The sequence below is a fragment of the Novosphingobium sp. FSW06-99 genome, assembly GCF_001519065.1.
In the GTDB taxonomy this organism is placed as follows: domain Bacteria; phylum Pseudomonadota; class Alphaproteobacteria; order Sphingomonadales; family Sphingomonadaceae; genus Novosphingobium.
Genome location: NZ_KQ954252.1, coordinates 266,053 through 285,257, shown reverse-complemented (window position 1 = coordinate 285,257; position 19,205 = coordinate 266,053). Strand labels below are relative to the sequence as shown.

The window sequence follows — 19,205 nt, the reverse complement described above, 5'->3', positions numbered from 1 at the left end:
TCCATGCGCCCCACGATCAGTCTCAAGATAGTTGCGTCGTTTTCCATCATCATCGTCCTGCTGCTGGCGGTGGCGATCACCGGGGTCAGCCGGATGAGCAGCCTCAACGCCAACCTGTCGGCGGTGATCGATGGTCCGGTCCAGCGGCTCGCGCTGGCGCAGACCGTCGATGGCCAGGTCGCGACCGTGGTGCGCATGGAAAAGAACGCGGTGCTCGACACCACCGATGCAGAAGTCCAGGCCAATGAAACCCGCATGATGGCGGCGCGCGAAGAAGTGCAGGCGACCCTGACCAAAGGGATCACGCTGGCCAGCGAACAGGGCAAACCGCTGTGGCTGGAAGTGCAGCAGAAATGGAACGACTATACCCAGGTCAACGACCAGGTTCGCCAACTGGTCGCCGCACACCGCACCGCCGATGCCGCCAAGCTGACCACCACCCGGTCGCGCGATCTGGTCAACGGTATTGCCGGATCGATCGACCAACTGGTCAAGCTGCAGGATCAGGCGATGAAGCAGGCGGTCACCGAATCGGGTGACGAATTCGCCAGTGCGCGCTCGATGCTGATCGCGGTTTCGGCGCTGGCGCTGGTGATCGCCGCAGGCGGGGCGCTGTGGGTCCGCAGCACGGTGTCAAAGGGCCTGTCAGCGGCCACCACCGCCGTCGAGGCCGTTGCCAGCGGCGATCTGACCCGCGATGCCAGCTATGCCGGCAATGACGAGATTTCCGACCTGATCGGCGAGCTCAACACCATGATCGCCCGCCTGCGCGAGGTGCTCGGCACCACCACGCTGGTCGCGCAGGATGTCGCGGCCGGCAGCCAGCAGTTGTCGTCGACCTCCGAACAAGTGTCGCAAGGCGCCAGCGAACAGGCCGCGAGCACCGAGGAGGCCTCTGCCTCGATCGAGGAAATGGCCGCCAACGTGAAGCAGAACGCCGACAACGCGGCGCAGACCGAAAAGATCGCGCGCCAGTCGGCCAAGGATGCCGAAACCAGCGGCGTGGCCGTGCAAAAGGCCGTCGTCGCGATGCGCACGATCGCCGAAAAGATCGGCATCGTGCAGGAAATCGCGCGCCAGACCGACCTGCTGGCGCTCAACGCCGCAGTCGAGGCGGCCCGCGCGGGCGAACATGGCAAAGGCTTTGCGGTGGTCGCCAGCGAAGTGCGCAAACTGGCCGAACGCAGCCAGTCCGCCGCCGCCGAAATCAGCTCGGTCTCGTCCAGCACGGTAACCGCCGCCGCGGAAGCTGGCGACATGTTGACCCGGCTGGTGCCCGATATCCGCCGCACCGCCGAACTGGTGTCGGAAATCAGCGCGGCGTGTCGCGAACAGGATGTCGGCACCTCGCAGATCAACCAGGCGATCCAGCAGCTCGACAGCGTTACCCAGCAGAATTCCGCCGCATCCGAGCAGATCGCCGCCACCTCGTCCGAGTTGTCGACCAAGGCCGAGGAACTGCAACAGGGGATATCCTATTTCCGGCTTGGTGCCACCACGCCGCCCCAGGCACCCCGCATCCAGGCACCGGCGCCGCGTGCCACAGCAGCCCGCACCAAGGCACCGCGCAAGGCCGCCTCGCCAAAGGCACCGCGCAGCGGATCGATCGGCGACCAGAAGGCGCGCCTGACCGGCTTTGCACTCGATCTCAGCAGCGGCGGCCCAGATGCCGAGGACGCCGCCTTCAGCAAGGTGGCCTGACCATGTCCGATGCACTGCCGCTCGAAATCCAGGCCGTGGTGTTTCGGCTTGGCGCCGAATTCTTTGCCCTGCCGGTCAACATGGTCCGCGAAATCCTCGACCACCGCGAGGCGTTTCACATGCCTGGCGCACCCGAATGGCTCAAAGGCCTGACCGACGTGCGCGGCCAGTCGGTTCCGATCATCGATCTGCGATTGCGGCTGGGCATGGCGGAAATCGCCGCCGATGAGACCACCCGCATCCTGGTGGTCGACCTGCCCGGCAGCGGGCGCGACGGAGGCACCCTTGTACTGGGCCTGGTGGTCGACAAAGTGCTGGATGTCACAGGTTTTTCCGGGACCGCGATCGAATCCATCCCCGATTTCGGCGGCCAGTGGCAGGCCGAATATATCCGTTCGGTGATGCGGCGCAGCGACGGCTTCGTGCTGTTGCTCGATATTGCCGGGGTGCTGACCGGGAGCGAACTGGCGCCGATGCTGCCGCTCGACGCTGCGGCCTGAACCGGCCAGAAAAGGATCCATGCCTTGAACGCCCACACCCGGCTATCGCTGAACGACCTGTCGGAGGACACGCTCAGCCAGGCCAATTTCGACCGGCTGGCCAAGCTGATCAACGATCGTTGCGGCATCCAGATGCCCTCGTCCAAACGCGTGATGCTCGAAGGCCGGTTGCGACGGCGCGCGCGCGCGCTGGGCAATCTGCTGCTCGACGATTATTGCCGCCATCTGTTCGTCGATGGCAACCTGGCGGCGGAAATGTCGCACCTGATCAATGCAGTCACCACCAACAAGACCGATTTTTTCCGCGAACCGATCCATTTTACGGTGTTGAGCCAGCAGATCCTGCCCACTTATGCGGCGCGATCGGGCAGTTCCATTCGCGCGTGGAGTGCGGCCTGTTCGACCGGGGCAGAACCTTATACGCTGGCCATGGTGCTCGATGCCTTTGCCACACAGCACGGCGGGCCGGGCTATGGCATCCTGGCCACCGATATCGACACCGATGTGCTGGAAACCGCACGGCGCGGCATCTATCCCAGCGAACTGATCGATCCCGTGCCGCCCGCGCTGCGCAACGCCTATGTGATGGAATCGCGCGACAAGCAGCGCGGCGATGTGCGCATCAGCGCGCCCTTGCGCGCCACGATCGGCTTTGCCCAGCTCAATCTGATGGACAGCGCCTATCCGGTGGGCAAACCGATGGATCTGATCTTTTGCCGCAACGTGCTGATCTATTTCAACAAGACCGTCCAGCGCCAGGTGGTGTCGCGCCTGGTCGACAATCTGAACCCGGGCGGGTTCCTGTTCCTTGGCCATTCCGAGGGCGCGGCGGGTAGTGATCCACGCCTCGAACTGGTCACCAACACCATTTACCGGCGGAGGTGATATGGCCAAAATCAAGGTTCTGGTGGTCGATGACAGTGCCAGTGTGCGCCAGGCGCTGGTCACCATCCTGTCGGCCGATCCGGTATTCGAAGTGGAAGTCGCCTCGGACCCATTTGCCGCGGCCGGCCATATCGCGCGGCGCGTGCCCGATGTGATCACGCTCGATGTCGAAATGCCGCGCATGGATGGCATCACCTTTTTGCGCAAATTGATGAGCCAGTGCCCCCTGCCGGTGGTGATGGTGTCTTCGCTGGTCGAAAATGGCAGCGAAACGCTGTTTCAGGCGCTGGAGGCAGGCGCTGTCGATGTCATCCTGAAACCGCGCATGGGCGTGGCCGATCATCTGGCCGAACAGCACCAGCATATCCGCGACACGGTCAAATCGGCGGCGCGGGCGCGCGTTTCGGCGCGCAGCGCTGCGCAACGCGTGTCCCCCGCGCCCAAACTGACCGCCGATGCGATGCTGCCACCGCCGAACACGCGGGCGATGGCGCGGACGACCGAAATGGTCGTGTGCATCGGCGCCTCGACCGGCGGGACCGAGGCCTTGCGCACGGTCCTGACCGCGCTGCCCGCCAATTCCCCCGGCATCGTCGTGGTCCAGCACATGCCCGAAAGCTTTACTCGCGCCTTTGCCCAGCGGCTCGACGGCCTGTGCGAAGTCAGCGTGAAAGAGGCCGAAGACGGCGATACGGTGATGCGTGGCCATGTCCTGATCGCACCGGGCGGCTTGCGCCACACGATGCTTGAACGGCAGGGCGCGCGCTATGTCGTGTCGGTCAAGGAAGGTCCGCTGGTGTCGCGCCACCGGCCCTCGGTCGATGTGCTGTTCCGGTCTGCGGCACGCAGTGCGGGCGCCAACGCCGTCGGGGTGATCATGACCGGGATGGGTGACGACGGGGCCAAAGGTCTGCTCGAAATGCGCAGCGCCGGGGCACGCACGCTGGCGCAGGATGAAGCAAGTTCGGTGGTGTTCGGCATGCCCAAGGAAGCGATTGCCTGTGGCGCGGCTGAAAAAGTGGTCGCGCTGGACGGGATCGCGCGGGCGCTGCTGCAGGCGGCGACCCGGTAATGGCAACACGCGCAGCCGTTCTCGACACCGCCCCCGATGGCACCTGGCCGGGCGACGTGCTGCGCCCGCAGCTTGCCGAACTGGCCGCCGGGCTTGACGAGCGGTTTGTGCGTGGCGGCAATCTGCTGTCCGAAGCGATCGACACCATCCGCACTTTGCTCGACGGCCTGGCGGGCATGAGCCAGGCGCTCGACGCCGATCGGGCGGGCGCGGCGCTGGGGCAATTGCGCGAAGCCGCCTCGCAAATCGCGCAATTGCCCGATCAGATCGGCAAGCGCGACGGCGATCTGGTCGATGTCGCTCGGCTGGTACGCGAAGTTGAAAGCCATATCGCCGATATCCGACGCCAGTTGCAGGTGATCGGCATCTACGGGATGAACATCAAGATTGCCGGCGCCGGCGGCGATTTTCGCATCTTTGTCGATGACATGGCCGGCCGATTGACCACCGGAGAGGCCGAAATCGGCATTTTTGCCGAGCGCCTGGCCGGGGTGCTGCAAAGCATCGCCCCGGTCCGCAGCGCCTATACCACGGTGCTGTCGGCCCAATCGGGCATGTCGCACCAGGTCCACCAGCACATCACCGATTGCAGCGCGCGGCTCGAACGCCATCTTGCCGGGGGCGCGGCGCTTGCCGGACAGATCGAAACACTGGCGATGCGGGTGCAGGACAGCGTGGGCGGGGTGCTCGCCGCGATCCAGGTGGCCGACAGCACCAGACAACGCATCGAACATGCCGCCGAAGCGATCGATATCATCGCCGCCGAAGCGCGCGAGGCACCGATGCCGCCGGGCGCATGCGACCATCTGGCCGGACTGATCGGCGATCTGATCGAAAGCGCGGGCGCCGACCATGCGCGCCAGACCACAGCGTTGACTCGATCGCTGGGGCTGCTGGCGGCGGCCAGCGGCGATCTGGCCGGGCTGGTCAGCCAGCGCGTGGCGGACGATGGGGCCAGCTCGCTGCACGAACTGGAAACCGGGATCGCCGCGATCGGGCAAATGACCGGACGCCTGGCCGAAACCGCCACGCGCGCCGATGCGATGACCGGCTGCATCGCCGACGCCGCCGACGATCTGACCCGGCGGCTCGACAGTATCGACCAGATCGTGCGCGATGTGAAAGCGATCGCGATCAACACCCGGCTGTTGTGCCTGCGCCAGGGCCAGACCGGCGTCGCGGTAGCGGTGATCGCGGTCGAAGTCGCCGCACAGGCCACCCAGTTGAAGGAGACCGCAGCCAGGATCGCCACCGCGATCGACCGCCTTTCGGGGCTCAACCAGGTTCTGCGCGGTGGTGCGGAACAGGCCGATGTCGGCGCTATGCTCGATCAGGCGCAAGATGTGATCGGCAGTGCGTGTCGCCAAAGCGATGCCGCGCTGACCGATGGCGAATCCACCGTGCGCCGCCTGATGACCCAGCTCGACGATGCCAGCGCCGTCGTCGGCGGCGATGATCGGCTGGTGCAGACTCTGCAACCCGCAACCGCAGCATTTGCCCGCGCGCGGCCCTCGCTCGATGAGGCTGATGAGGCATGGCTGCGTCGCGCGCTGCCCCGGATCGAGGCCCGCTATACGATGGCCGCTGAACGTCTGGTCCATGCGCGCTATGCACTGGCGCGATTGGTGAACGATGTCGCGGTCGACAGCGCGCCACCCTCCCCTGCGGTCGATCAGGACGAGGACGGTCTGTTTTAGGCGAACGTTTGCCGAACGCCCCTGGGCCAGCACCGTACTGGTGACAGAAGCGATTGGAATTCGGGGACGATGCGGTTAGGAACCGGTGCACCACGATTTGACCGGAACCACACCGCAGATGAGCCGCGACAAGCCAGAGTCCCCGCGAGTCACGATGGACGATCTGGCAAAGGCCGCCGGGGTGTCGAAAATGACCGTCTCGCGCGCGCTGTCGGGCCATCCGCTGGTCAAGACCAGCACCCGCGAACGCGTGCTGCACCTGGCCGAACAGCATGGTTTCCGGCTCAACATCGCGGCGCGCAACTTGCGCCAGCGCAGCACGCGCACGATCGGCGTGGTGATCGAGATGACCCCGTCGCACGACCGTTCGATGAGCGAACCCTATCCGCTGTCGCTGCTGGGCGGGATCATGCAGGAATTGACCAGCCACGCCTACAACATGGTGCTGACCACGCTGCCGCTGTTCGTCGCCTCGCCCCCTGCGGTCGACGGGCTGATCCTGCTGGGCCAGGGCGTGCACGAGGATGCGGTCGACATGGTCCAGCGTACCGGGCTGCCCTATGTCATCTGGGGCTCGGTCGACGGCAATGAAGACCATATCACGATCGGATCGGACAATGTTGCGGGGGGGCGGATCGCCGCCGACCATCTGCTGGGCCAGGGCCGACGCGCGCTGGCGTTCATCGGCGATGACAAGCACCTCGAAATCGCCGACCGCCTGCGCGGCTTTGCCGCGCGCATCGACGAGGCCGGGGCCACGCTGGTCGGCCAGGCATCGAGCCGGTTTACCCGCGAAGGCGGTTATGATGCCGCGCGCACGCTGCTGGCGGGCGGTGCGGTGTTCGACGGCGTGTTTGCGTCCAGCGATGCGATCGCCATGGGGGTGATCACCTGCCTGCGCGATGCGGGGCACACAGTGCCCGACGATGTCGCCGTAATCGGCTTTGACGATGCCCCCGGCGCCGCGCTGTTCACCCCGTCGGTCAGTTCGATCCGTCAAGACTGGGACCGTGGCGGCAAGCTGTTGGCGCAAAAAATTCTTGCCCTGACCAAAGGCGCAAAGCCCTTGTCAGAGTCCATGCCCGTTGAGATCAAAGCACGGGAATCATAGACTTTTTTTAGCTTAAAAAGGCGCTTTACAAAGTGGTTTTTTCGCACTTGCAATAATGTTATCGATAACTTGACAACGATACCATTCTTTCCGTATCCAACGCTTTCAGGGAGTCGATGCCCGTTTCAGGGCACGAACCGAAAGAGGATGCGAAGTGCCAACCGCCATGTCGCCGACGTGCGCCCAGCCTATCGAACAACCTGCCTCGCAGGATCCGCTGGCCGACAGCTATGCCTCGCTGTTCGCACTCGCCAACGGTCTGGTCGGCATCAAGGGCTCGGTCGATGAACTGGCCCTGGCCCCCGACCTGATCCTGCCCTCGGCCTATGTGACCCGGCCGATCACTTATCACGAGGCCTTTCCAGGTTATGCCAGCGCGACCGAAACGCGCGTGCTGTGCCCCAGCCCGGTGGCCTTGCGCATCGCCATTGATGGCCTGCCGGTCGATCTTGCCACCGCGCGGATCGATCATTTCACCCGCGCGCTCGATCTTGCCAGCGGGGTGCTCGATCGCACCACGCGCTGGCAACTGGCCGATGGTCGCACGTTCGAAATCCACGCCCTGCGGCTGGTGCCGCTGGATGGCGGCCCGCTGATCGCCAGCCGGATCGTGTTCACGGCGATCGATTTTACCGGGCAGGTCGCGCTCGAACCGGTGTTCGGGCTGGGCCACGACAGCGCCACCGGCGATGCCGACGACCCGCGTATTTCGGCCCGGCTGGTGCGCCGCTGGCACAGCGATGCGATTGATGCGCAGAGCACCCGGTTCACCAGCGGCGAATTGTCGCTGGTCTATCGCCAGACGATCACCGCACCTGCCGAACATCGCCACGGCGGCGGGATTGTTGCCCGGCTTGCCCCGGGTGAAACGCTGACATTCGACCGCGTGGTCGCCGCCACTCCTGCCAGCGCGTTGCAGACCGATCCCCTCCCCGGTTTCGACACGCTGGCGGGGGAACAGGCGACCACGCTGCGCCATTTCTGGGCCGGTGCGGCCTGCGCCATCGACGGCAATCCGGCGCTGGCGCGTGCACTGGCGTTCAACCAGTTTCAGGTGCTGCAATCGGCATCACGCGACCCAGCCTTTGGCACCGCGGCCAAGGGCCTGACCGGTGACGGCTATGAAGGACACACGTTCTGGGACGCCGAGGCGTTCCTGCTGCCCGTGCTGGCGTTCACCGCGCCAGACCGCGCGCGCACCTTGATCGAATATCGCATCGGCACGCTCGATGTGGCGCGCGCCAATGCGCGGCTGCTCGGCCATGCCAGCGGCGCGCTCTATGCCTGGCGCACGATCGGCGGACGCGAATGTTCGTCGCACTATCCCACCGGCGCGGCACAAGTGCATATCAACGCCGATATTGCCCATGCGGTAAAGCTGTGCGTCGAAGCCACTGGCGATACCGCGCTGCTGGCCGATGCGGCGGAAATGCTGTTTGAAACCGCGCGCATCTGGCCGCGCATCGGCCGCTTTGACCCGGCGCGCGGCGGCGCCTTCTGCATCTATGGCGTGACCGGGCCCGATGAATACACCGCGCTGATCGACAACGATTTCTACACCAACGCCGCTGCGCGCCAGCATCTGGCATTTGCCGCCGATACCGCCGCGCGGTTGCAGGCCGACGATCCGGCGCGGTTTGCCGCACTGGCGCAGCGGATCGGGCTCGACGACGACGAACCGCGCCTGTGGGCCCGGGCCGCCGCCGCGATGTGGCTGCCCACCGATGGCCCCGACGGCGTCAGCGCGCAGGATGACAGCTTTCTGGCGCGCCCCGCATTCCCGTTCGCGCTGCGCGTGCCGGGCCGGCCGCTGCTGCTCGACCATCACCCGATGACGCTGTTCCGCCATCAGGTGTGCAAACAGGGCGATGTGATCCAGGCACTGGCGATGGGTCTGGTCGATATGCCGATCACGCGCCAGGCGGCGAACTATGCGTTTTACGAGCCGATCACGTCGCACGATTCGACGCTGTCGGCGCCCGCCTTCGCGGTTGTCGCCGCGCGGCTCGGGCTGGCCGAGGCGGCGCACCACTTCTTTGACGAAGCGGCCTTTGTCGATCTGGAAAACCGCCACCACAACACCGACCACGGGCTGCACATGGCCGCCCTGGCGGGAAGCTGGAACGTGCTCGCGTTCGGCTATGCCGGGCTGACGCTGCGCGAAGGGGCGCTGCATCTGCGCCCGCAGACCACGCCCGACATGGCTCGTTATGGCCTGCGGCTGAACTGGCGCGGCAGCACGATCGCGCTCGATGTCACTGCGCAAGGCACGACGTATACACTGGTCGATGGCGCACCGGTTGCGCTGTTCGACCATGGCCGCGCGCTGCATGTCGGCGATGCGCCGGTGTTTGCCCCCGCGCCCACCGTCAAGGCGCTGATCTTCGACCTCGACGGGGTGCTGACCGACACCGCAGAAGACCATTACGAGGCCTGGGCCGAACTCGCCCGCCGCCATGGGCTGGCATTCGACCGCGCGTTCAACGAGCGGCTGAAGGGCGTCGACCGCGCCAATTCGTTGCGGCTGATCTGCGAAAATTCGGGCGTGACGCTGGCGGATGACGTGTTCACCGCGTGCCTGGCCGAAAAGAACGCGATGTATCGCGACCGGCTGGATGCCTATACCCCGGCCAACCTGTTTGCCGGGGTGGCCAATCTGTTTGCCGCCGCGCGTAGCGCCGGACTGAAAATCGCGCTCGCCTCGGCCAGCCGCAATGCGCCCGACGTGATCGCGCGACTGGGGATTGCCGACCAGTTCGATTTCATCGCCGATGCCGGTGCGGTTGCAGCACCAAAGCCAGCGCCCGACATCTTTCTGGCCTGTGCCCATGCCATGGGCGTCGATCCTTCGGCCTGCGTTGGCATCGAGGATGCGCAGGCCGGGGTCGATGCGATCCGCGCCGCCGGCATGGTTGCCATCGGCATCGGCCCGGCAGGTACGCTCGACGGACCCGCGCTGACCGTACCGCGCATCGGCGAACTGTCGCTCGATGCAATCATCACCACACATCGCACAGCTTTGGCAGCGACGCATCAGGCGTAGCGCCATTTTCGAGGGAGGACGTAAGATGACAAAGAGAGGATCAACCATGACATACCGGCACATGCTGCTGTCCACGATCGCCGCCGTAACGGCCCCGATCGCGGTCCATGCACAGACCGCCCCCGCGCAGGCCCCGGCCCCCGCCGCCGCCACCGACGCATCGGCACCCGATATCATCGTGACTGGTCGCGCAGCAGGCAGCGGCATCAAGAAGCTGGAAGCCGGCTACTCGATCACCACGATCTCGCCCGACCAGATCGCCATCGAAAACCCCAAGAGCACGGGCGACCTGCTCAAGTCGGTTCCCGGCGTGTGGGTCGAAAGCTCGGGCGGTGTCGGCACGTCGAACGTGTTTGTGCGCGGTATCCCGACCACCGGCGACGCGCCGTTCGTGACGATGGAATTCGACGGCGTGCCGGTCTACGGCAGCAGCGGCCCGTCGTTCTTTGACCAGACCGCACTGGTGCGCATCGACGAAACCATCCAGAATGTCGAAGCGGTCAACGGTGGCCCTGCGGCATTGTTCGCCGATGGCCAGCCGGGTCTGACCACCAACCTGATCCTGCGCGAAGGGCACGAAGAAACCCAGGGCGACATCAAGGTTTCGGCCACCGACTATGGCGCGCGGCGCATCGATGGTTATATGTCGGGCAAGCTGGCCGATGACACCTATTACATGGTCGGCGGCTATTACCAGGCTGGCGACACCATCCGTTCGGCCGGGTTCGACACCGAAAAGGGTGGCCAGATCACGCTCAACCTGTCGCACAAGTTCGACAGCGGCAAGATCAACGTGTTCGCGCGTTACACCGATGATCACGGTGAATGGTTCCTGCCGTTTGCCACCAACGTGCCGGGCATCAATCTGGGCACGTACAACCAGCTCAACAACTACACCCGCTATCTGACGATCGCCACGCCGGGTTCGGGCAGCAGCGGGTCGACCGAACAGTTCGATATCGGTTCTGGTCGCGGCTGGAAGGGCGTTGTCGGCGGCGGCAACCTGTCGTTCAGCCTGAACGACAACCTCGATCTGGCCGATCACTTCGGCTTTACCAACGGCACCTTGCAGACGACCGGGCTGGTTCCGGCGGGTGCAGGCGCGATCACCGTGGCAACGGCCCTGGCCGACGGCGACGGCACGCCTGGGCAGACGGTGGTGTCTGGCGTTCACACCGCACAAGCACTGGCCGGCAACGACTATGTGCAGCAGTTCGGTGCGTGGGTGGTCGAAAAGGCGCTCAACTCGATCAGCAACGAATTGGCGCTGACCTACAAGATTGCCGGGCACAAGATCACCGCCGGGTACTTCTTCTCGCACTTCACGTCGAACGACGTGTGGAGCCTGGGTAACGACTACTGGATGCAGGTCGGTGGTTCGGGTGACGTCGTCAACTTGAACAACTCGAACGCGACTGCAGGTTGCTATTGCATCGCAGATTTCGGCACTTCCGACGAAAACGCGTTCTACTTGTCCGACAGCTGGCAGATCACCGATCTGTTGCGGTTGGATGCGGGCGTGCGCCACGAAATCCTCAAGACCAACTTCGATCTGGAAAACACCGGCAGCGCCGGGCAGTTCATCCGCAAGACGAACTATGCCACGCCGTGGTCGGTCGGGCTGGACTACAAGCTGCTGTCCAACCTCAACCTCTATGCCCGCGCCAGCGAAGGCTATCACATGCCCAGCTTTGACGATCTGCGTTCGCAGATCGGCAACACCGGGCCTGCGCTCGACAACACCTGGTCGGTGCTGTCGTTCGAAACCGGCGTCAAATATCGCGGCCACGGCCTCGATGTGGCGTTGAGCGGGTTCTATGACAAAGTGAAGGGCGCGGTGTACAACGACGTCGGCGTGGCGCCGGTGGTTGCCGGGTCAAAGACCTGGGGTGCGGAACTGTCCGGTAGCTGGACCAGCGATTTCGGCTTGTCGGTGCAGACCGATGCCGTGGTCGAAAACCCCAAGACCTGGGCACCTGGCGACAGCTATGACCACAATCAGGCCGAACGCATCCCCAAGTACCAGTTGCGCCTCACGCCTGCCTACAAGGCCAGCTTTGGCCAGACCCGCGCCACGGTCTACGGCACGTTCGAAGCCATCGGCAATCGCTATGGCGACCTGGAAAATATCCAGTCGCTGCCCGCCTATCAGACGCTCGGTGCGGGCGTGCTGGTCGAACGGGCCGGCCTGTCGTTCCAGGTCGCTGCCGACAACCTGACCAACTCGCACGGCCTGACCGAAGGCAACCCGCGCTTCCTGAACACCCCCGGCGCGGCACTGCCTGACAACCGTCCGATCTTTGGCCGGTCGTTCAAGTTCACCGTCGGCTACAAGTTCTAAGCCTATTTGACACGTTCCACCCTTGGGGGCGGCGGACCTTGCGCCCGTCGCCCCCTTTTTTTCGCAAAGGCTTGATTGAGCCTTCCCATGGGGGGGAAGGTTGGGTGGGGGTATACCAGGCCGATTGGTCACACGACGGATCGGGTGCCGCAGGCCCCTCCCCAACTTCGCTCCACACGGGTAGAGGCTTTCCTGCCTTGTTTTCTTGCAGGACTGTTGCCCATGTCCCAGCGTTCCCGGCTTATCCTTGCCATGGTGCTGACCTACCTTGCCTATGGCATGCTGCTCAACACGGTGGGCACGGTGATCCTGCGCTCGATCGCCAGCCTGGGCGTGACCAAGGCCGGGGCGGGCTGGTTTGACGGGTGCAAGGATGTTTCCATCGCCGCCGTCTCGTTCCTGACCGCCAGCTATCTGACGCGGATCGGCATTCGCCGCGCGATGGCGGGTGCGCTGGCGCTGTCGGTGGCGGCCTGTGTGCTGATGCCGCTGGCCAGCGCCTATTGGGCGATCTGCGTCCACTTCGTGCTGATCGGCACGGCGTTCGCGTTCATCAAGGTGGGGATCTACACGCTGATCGGGCAAGTGACCGACAGCCCCCGCGCGCATGCCAGCCTGACCTCGATGATCGAGGGCGGCTTCATGGTCGGCGTCCTGTCGGTGACCGTGCTGTTCAGCCGCTTTGTCGGTGCGGGGCTGGTCGATACCGGGCGCGAATGGCTGGATGTCTACTGGATCCTGGCGGGCCTGTGCGCGGTGTGTCTGGCACTGTTGCTGACAGCCAACGGCACGCGTGAAGCCCCCGCAACCCAGGCGCCCTCGATCCTGGCGATGCTGGCACTGGCGCGATTGCCGCTGGTGCTGGTGTTCATTCTCTGCGCGTTTTCCTATGTCTTTGTCGAACAGGGCATCGGCACGTGGTTGCCCACGTTCAACAACGAAGTGCTGCGTCTGCCCCAATCGATGAGCGTGCTGGCGGGCAGCTTCTTTGCCGGATCGATCGCGCTCGGGCGGCTGGGCGGCGGCGTGCTGATCCGGCGCTTTGGCTGGTACGCCGTGGTCAATGTCGGGCTGGTCGCGGTGGCGCTGGCGATTGCGCTGATCGTGCCGCTCAGCCGCCATGCCGGTACCGTGCCGATCACCGACTGGCTGCACGCGCCGCTGGCAGCGTGGCTGTTTCTGGGCATCGGGCTGTTCATGGCGCCGATCTATCCGACGCTGGTCTCGGTGCTGCTGTCATCGAGCCCGCGCGCGCGCCACCCCGAACTGATGGGGCTGGTGGTGATCTTTTCGGCACTGGGCGGCACCACCGGATCGCGCCTGACGGCGATGCTGTTCGCCGGGCTGGACGGCGCGACCGCGTTCGGATGCATGGTCGTGCCGATCGCGGTGCTGGCGCTGGGCGTGCGGTTGCTGCGGCGCCGGCAACTGGCCGCGACCCCTACATAACCAGCGCGTTGAACGCGATGGCGATGCGGGTTTGGTCGTTCTCGTGCGGTTCGACATAGTGCTCCAGCCAATGTGGAAAACACACCAGCAGGCCCGCCGACGGGGCCAGCCGCACATCTTTCGACGCATTGGGCCCATTGCCCTTGAACGGTGAATGCAGCACGCCGGGGCGCGGATCGCGAAACACCAGCGCGCCCGATCCGGGCGGCACGCGCAGATAGAAACACCCACTCAACAGCACATTGTCGTGCATGTGGAGAAAATTGAACCCGCCGCGATCGTGCATGTTGATCCACGATTGCAGCGCGAACGGGCGATCGTCGCCACCCATTTCGCGGATCAGCCCGCCCGCCACACGCCGCACATCATCGCCCAGCATCGCGAACAGGCCATGATCGAGCACGGCATTGTCCTGGCTGTTCCAGCCTGCGCGGTTGGTGCGCCCGGCCGGTTCCGGGCTGGCCGCGCGCATCGCCTCGACCGCGTCGCACCACGCGGCCAGGTGGCCATCGTGCTGCGTCAGCCGCGCCTGCCAGATCACCGTGGGAAACAGCTCGTGCCGGCTGAGCCGGATCGGCGCAGGCGCGCCGTCCGCCTGGAAGGAAACCCGGAAATTCTGCGTCATGTCCGCGTTCCTAACGCACGGGCCGGTCAGTGCAAGGGTTCGCCTTCGATCGTGATGCGGTGCATTTCGCGGCGATGGCCGTGATAATCGTTGTGCGCATAGTGCCAGGTGGCGCGGTTGTCCCACAATGCGACCGAACCGGGTTGCCAATGGAAGGTTTCGTTGAAGCGCGAGTCCTGGCCATGGGCAAACAGGTCGGCCAGCAGAGCCTGCGATGCGTCGGGTTCCAGCCCGACAATCGCGGTGGTAAAGGCCGGATTGACATAGAGCGCGCGCTTGCCGCTAAGCGGGTGGGTGATCACCACCGGGTGGGTTACATCGACCAGCACATCGGCGGCCCCGGCATTGCCGATGCGACCATCATCGGCGGCTTCGCGCACTGTCTCATAGACGCGCGACCGGCTGCCGAACACATGGCGTGCCGAATGCACCGCCCGCGCGCCGTCGATTCGCGCGCGCAAGCCATCGGGCAGCGCGTCATAGGCGGCATACATCGATGCGAACCCGGTCGATCCGCCCTGCGGCGGCAATTCGCGCGCCACCAGCACCGACCCCAGCGCGGGAATGGCATCATAGGAATGATCGGTATGCCAGCCGCCGCCAATGTTTTCGCGCTGATCGGGTTCCTTGAGCACCAGCGCAATTTCAGGATAACGCGGGTGCGCCGCGAAAAAGCGGTTGATGTTGATCGGGCCCAGCGCGCGCGCAAAGGCGATATGGTCATCCTCGTCGATGGTCTGGTCGCGAAAGAACACCACGCCATATTCGGCAAAGGCGGCGCGGATCTGCGCCAGCGCCGCACTGTCGATCCGGGCCAGATCGACCCCCAGGATTTCCGCACCGACACGCCCATGCGGGCGAATGTCCAAGGTCATCGCTCTCTCCATTGTTTGTTTTGCGGCAGTCTTGCACAAGCATGCCGCCGCAGCAATCGTGCCCGAGTGCGTTTGCCGCCACCGGGAAGCCTTGCGCCCGTCCCTGCCCGGCCTATGCTGGCCCCGGCACGCAATCTGTATGACGGGGGCTGATCATGCTGGCCGAAACCGCCTTAACCGGGAATTCCTGAACCATGGCCATGACGCATCGCATCCAGCCCGTGCTCCACCCCGTGCTGATCAAGGATTTGCGCCCGACGCAGATGACCGTCGGCATGCGCGAGGTATCGGCCAAGCGCGAGGAATGGCGCAACCGCCCGCGCGACTCGGCGGGCAAGTACCTCGGTTCGCACATGATCCCCGCCGTGCTTGGCCCCGACGCCCGTCCGTGGGTGGTCGATCACCATCACCTGGCGCTGGCGATGCATCTGGAGGGCGTGACCGAAGTCATGGTCTCGTTCATCGCCCGGCTCGACACGCTGCCCAAGAAACGCTTCATGGCGTTCATGGACGCGCACAACTGGCTGCACCCCTATGACGAAAAGGGAAAGCGCTGCGAATTCGAGGATCTGCCGAAAAAGCTGACCGATATGGCCGACGATCCCTATCGCTCGCTGGCGGGCGAAGTGCGCTGCGCGGGCGGTTATGCCAAGTCACCCGTGCCCTATACCGAATTCCTGTGGGCCGATTTCTTTCGCGACCGCATCGATGCCGACCATCTGAAGGACCATTTCAACAAGGCGGTCGAGCGAGCCGTACCGCTGGCCCGCAGCGCCGAGGCGAAATATCTGCCCGGTTGGGCCGGAATCGCCTAATCCCCGCCAAACGCCGGGCAATCCGCATCATCGGCGCAATAGCGGCGATAGGCGGCGACCCAGTCGGTGCGAAACGCCGCTTGCGCCTGCGCCAGCGGAACGGGCGGCTCACCCGGCGGCGGATGGCACACCAGCCGATAGAGCCGATATTCCAGCCGGTCCTTGGCCCAGGCGTTCATGCCATCGCCACGGCGGTTTTCGGGCCACAGGTTTTCGCGCACATCGCGCCCGCCCAGCCCCAGCGGAACCAGATGATCGATTTCCCACGCATGCCCGCCATCATGCGGATTGGTCAGGTGATAGGCGGCGAACACCGCATCTTTCATCTGGGCCGAAGTGTGCCGCGCCGCTCTGGAATACGTCTCGTCCCCGCCACGTTGCGGCGGATCGCCCGGCGCCCAGTCATGCGTGCAGATATCGGCATCGGTGACCGCCGGATCGACTGCGCCGGGCGTCAGGCGGCGATCGGGCCAGGTCGCGGCGGGCAGTGCGACCGGTGCCACTGGCCGCCGATGCAGCGCCAGCCACATCCCGGCCACGACAAAGGCCAGCACGATCAGCACCAGCGCCAGGGTCAGCGGCGACAGCGTGATCGGCGCGTCGCCAGACTTGCGGTTCATCCCACCCCCCGAATATCATCCAAGCGCCTACCATCCGGCCCAGAAATGTCTACATCTGGTGGCGTGCCGACCCTCCGGCCACGTTCAGATGACAGGATCTCGACCGATGCATCCCACAAAACTCATGTTTGCACCGCTGTTTGCCGCAGCGCTTGTCCCGACCATCGCGCTCGCCCAGATGGGCGGCAGCCCGAACACCCCCGTTCCCGCCGGCACCTACAAAGTCGAAAGCCATCACACGCTGGCGGCATTTTCGATCAACCACATGGGGTTCAACGACTTTTTTGGCGTCATCCCCAGTGCAACCGGCACTTTGACGCTCGATCCCGCCAATCCCGCCGCCGATGCGCTCGATATCAGCCTGCCGGTCGCCGCGATCTCGACCACCAACAGCGTGCTCGATGGCGAACTGAAAGACCCGACCTGGCTCGACGCGGCGAAATATCCCGAAATCCACTTCACCGCGACCAAAGTCACGCAGACCGGCGCGCATACCGCGCATATCGACGGCAATCTGACGCTGCACGGCGTCACCCGGCCGATCGCGCTTGAGGCCACGTTCGGCGGTGCCGGGGTCAATCCGCTGAGCAAGGCGTTCACCATCGGCTTTGGCGCCACCGGCGTGATCAAGCGGTCGGATTTCGGGGTGACCAAATATGTCCCGCTGATCAGCGACGAAGTCAAACTGACGATCACCGCCGCCTTCGAAAAGCAGGGCTGATCGACAGGGCGCGCGCCATGCCCCGACCGGGGCATGGCGCGCGCGCCTTTATCCGAACATCGCCACGACTTTGGTCAGCGCGATAATCAGCCCGATCAGGAACGGAATGCCGACCGCCAGCCAGGCGAGCACCCCGACCAACCCAAACGGCCCACGCGCGGCATCCTGCGCCCCGCTGGCCACGCGGTCTTCGCGTTGCAGCGCGCGTTCGGCGGCCAGTTGCTGCACGGTCATCTTGTACTTGTCGGCCACCGGCCCGACAAACGCGTTGCACACCAGCCCGCACAACAGCAGCACGGCCATGACATAGAGCGTGATGTCATAGACCAGGTTGTGCGCCACCCCGTGATCGATCTGGAACTGGCGCAGGCTGGCGATCAGCACCGGCCCAACCACGCCCGCCACTGACCAGGCGGTGATCAGCCGTCCGTGGATCGCGCCGACCATCTGCGTGCCGAAAATGTCGGCCAGATAGGCGGGCACCGTGGCAAAACCGCCGCCATACAGGCTAAGGATCACGCAGATCGACAGCACGAACAGCAGGGGCAGGCCCAGATGGCCCCAGGTCGGCAACAGGCCATAGACCACGATGCCGATGACAAACAGCAGGACATAGATCCGCTTGCGCCCCAGCTTGTCCGACAGCGACGCCCAGAAAATACGGCCGAGCGAATTGAACAGGCTGATCAGACCGACCAGCCCCGCCGCCGCCGCCGCGATCGACGCCTTTTGCACCGGTGTCAGCGCGGCGGTGCTGTCGACCCCTACCAGCTTTGCCCCGAACACGTCCTGCAACATCGGGCTGGCCATCGATATCACCGCGATCCCGGCGGTGACGTTCAGGCACAGCACCCCCCAGATCAGCCAGAACTGCGGCGTTTTCCACGCGGTGTTGACGTGCACATGGCTGTCGGTGATCATCGCATTGGACGCAGCCCCCGCGCCCGGCACCCAGCCGAGCGGTTTCCACCCGTTGGGTGACACGCGGAACGCCATTGCCCCCAGCGTCATCACCCCGAAATAGATCACGCCAAGCGCGATCAGCGTCGACGTTACGCCGGGAACGCCGTTGCTGGCGGTCTTTGCCATCAGCCACACGGCCAGCGGCGCGCCGATCATGGCGCCCCCGCCATAGCCCATGATGGCCATCCCGGTCGCCAGCCCCCGCCGGTCGGGGAACCATTTGATCAATGTCGAAACCGGCGCGATATAGCCAAGTCCCTGGCCCACCCCGCACAGCACCGCGACCGCATAGACCAGCCACAACTGGTGCACCGCCACCGCCAGCCCCAGCAGAACCAGCCCGCCGCCCCAGCAGATCGCCGCATAGAACCCTGCCCGGCGCGGCCCGGCATGTTCCAGCCAGCCGCCCCAGATCGCCGCCGAAATGCCCAGGAACGCGATGAAGATTTCAAACACATGGGTGATCGACGGCACGGTCCAGTTGCACGCCGTCGTGGTCAATTCGGCAACAAAGCCGATCTTTGCACATGTCGCAGCGTCGGCCCCGGTCAACAGTTTGGTGATCGGCAGCCAGAACACCGAAAAGCCATAGGCCATGCCGATGCACAGATGGATGGCCAGTGCCGCAGGCGGCACCATCCAGCGGTTGAAACGTGGTGATGCAATGGTGTTGTCCCGGTCGAGCCAACCGGGTTTGACCGATCCGCGATCGGTTGGGGTATTCATGGTGATCTCTCCTTGCGACCCTTTTTTGCCGGCGCTTCCGGCCTTGACCCGGCCCTTGCCA

General features: G+C 64.9%; 15 protein-coding genes. 11 read left to right on the top strand and 4 right to left on the bottom strand.

What is annotated here, in order from left to right:
* Nucleotides 1–3: 3 nt before the first annotated feature.
* The 9 genes from AQZ49_RS03905 (at nt 4) to AQZ49_RS03865 (ending at nt 13,799) form a co-directional block, all read left to right on the top strand.
* On the top strand, nt 4–1,701 hold the full coding sequence (locus AQZ49_RS03905) for a methyl-accepting chemotaxis protein (protein ID WP_067613134.1): 1,698 nt from the start codon (nt 4–6) through the stop codon (nt 1,699–1,701).
* A 2-nt stretch (nt 1,702–1,703) separates the two neighbouring features.
* The gene (locus tag AQZ49_RS03900) at nt 1,704–2,201 is read left to right on the top strand and encodes a chemotaxis protein CheW (protein ID WP_067613132.1); all 498 of its coding nucleotides are present in this window, start codon (nt 1,704–1,706) and stop codon (nt 2,199–2,201) included.
* A 24-nt stretch (nt 2,202–2,225) separates the two neighbouring features.
* Complete coding sequence (locus AQZ49_RS03895) at nt 2,226–3,086, top strand: CheR family methyltransferase (protein ID WP_082701303.1); 861 nt, start codon at nt 2,226–2,228, stop codon at nt 3,084–3,086.
* Nucleotide 3,087: 1 nt separating this feature from the next.
* Complete coding sequence (locus AQZ49_RS03890) at nt 3,088–4,158, top strand: protein-glutamate methylesterase/protein-glutamine glutaminase (RefSeq protein ID WP_067613131.1); 1,071 nt, start codon at nt 3,088–3,090, stop codon at nt 4,156–4,158.
* Entirely contained in the window at nt 4,158–5,855 is a 1,698-nt protein-coding gene (locus tag AQZ49_RS03885; protein ID WP_067613130.1) for a hypothetical protein, read from the top strand. The genes AQZ49_RS03890 and AQZ49_RS03885 overlap by 1 nt, the downstream gene beginning before the upstream one ends.
* Nucleotides 5,856–5,973: 118 nt before the next feature.
* Complete coding sequence (locus tag AQZ49_RS03880) at nt 5,974–6,966, top strand: LacI family DNA-binding transcriptional regulator (protein WP_067613128.1); 993 nt, start codon at nt 5,974–5,976, stop codon at nt 6,964–6,966.
* A gap of 166 nt (nt 6,967–7,132) precedes the next feature.
* Nucleotides 7,133–10,009, top strand: coding sequence for a beta-phosphoglucomutase (gene pgmB, locus AQZ49_RS03875; RefSeq protein ID WP_067613126.1), 2,877 nt, complete (start codon nt 7,133–7,135; stop codon nt 10,007–10,009).
* A 46-nt stretch (nt 10,010–10,055) separates the two neighbouring features.
* Nucleotides 10,056–12,350 carry a TonB-dependent receptor gene (locus tag AQZ49_RS03870; RefSeq protein ID WP_082701302.1) on the top strand — a complete coding sequence of 765 codons (2,295 nt, stop codon included), beginning with the start codon at nt 10,056–10,058 and terminating at the stop codon, nt 12,348–12,350.
* 222 nt (nt 12,351–12,572) lie between these two features.
* Nucleotides 12,573–13,799 (top strand): MFS transporter, encoded by a 1,227-nt coding sequence (locus AQZ49_RS03865; RefSeq protein ID WP_067613121.1) that lies wholly within the window; start codon nt 12,573–12,575, stop codon nt 13,797–13,799.
* On the opposite strand, the gene AQZ49_RS03860 is transcribed toward AQZ49_RS03865, so the two are convergent.
* Nucleotides 13,792–14,424 carry a TIGR02466 family protein gene (locus tag AQZ49_RS03860; protein ID WP_067613119.1) on the bottom strand — a complete coding sequence of 211 codons (633 nt, stop codon included), beginning with the start codon at nt 14,422–14,424 and terminating at the stop codon, nt 13,792–13,794. The genes AQZ49_RS03865 and AQZ49_RS03860 overlap by 8 nt on opposite strands.
* Nucleotides 14,425–14,450: 26 nt before the next feature.
* Nucleotides 14,451–15,299 (bottom strand): TauD/TfdA dioxygenase family protein, encoded by an 849-nt coding sequence (locus AQZ49_RS03855; protein WP_067613115.1) that lies wholly within the window; start codon nt 15,297–15,299, stop codon nt 14,451–14,453.
* A 194-nt stretch (nt 15,300–15,493) separates the two neighbouring features.
* Here AQZ49_RS03855 and AQZ49_RS03850 point away from each other — a divergent pair, with 194 nt between their 5' ends.
* The gene (locus AQZ49_RS03850) at nt 15,494–16,114 is read left to right on the top strand and encodes a ParB-like protein (RefSeq protein WP_197410906.1); all 621 of its coding nucleotides are present in this window, start codon (nt 15,494–15,496) and stop codon (nt 16,112–16,114) included.
* Here the strand turns inward: AQZ49_RS03850 and AQZ49_RS03845 are convergent.
* Nucleotides 16,111–16,734 carry a hypothetical protein gene (locus AQZ49_RS03845; RefSeq protein ID WP_067613111.1) on the bottom strand — a complete coding sequence of 208 codons (624 nt, stop codon included), beginning with the start codon at nt 16,732–16,734 and terminating at the stop codon, nt 16,111–16,113. The genes AQZ49_RS03850 and AQZ49_RS03845 overlap by 4 nt on opposite strands.
* A 106-nt stretch (nt 16,735–16,840) precedes the next feature.
* Here AQZ49_RS03845 and AQZ49_RS03840 point away from each other — a divergent pair, with 106 nt between their 5' ends.
* Nucleotides 16,841–17,455: a YceI family protein gene (locus AQZ49_RS03840; protein ID WP_231738700.1), complete on the top strand. Its 615-nt coding sequence runs from the start codon at nt 16,841–16,843 to the stop codon at nt 17,453–17,455.
* Between the two features lie 48 nt (nt 17,456–17,503).
* Here the strand turns inward: AQZ49_RS03840 and AQZ49_RS03835 are convergent, their stop codons facing one another.
* Entirely contained in the window at nt 17,504–19,144 is a 1,641-nt protein-coding gene (locus AQZ49_RS03835; protein WP_067613489.1) for an OFA family MFS transporter, read from the bottom strand.
* Nucleotides 19,145–19,205: the final 61 nt, after the last annotated feature.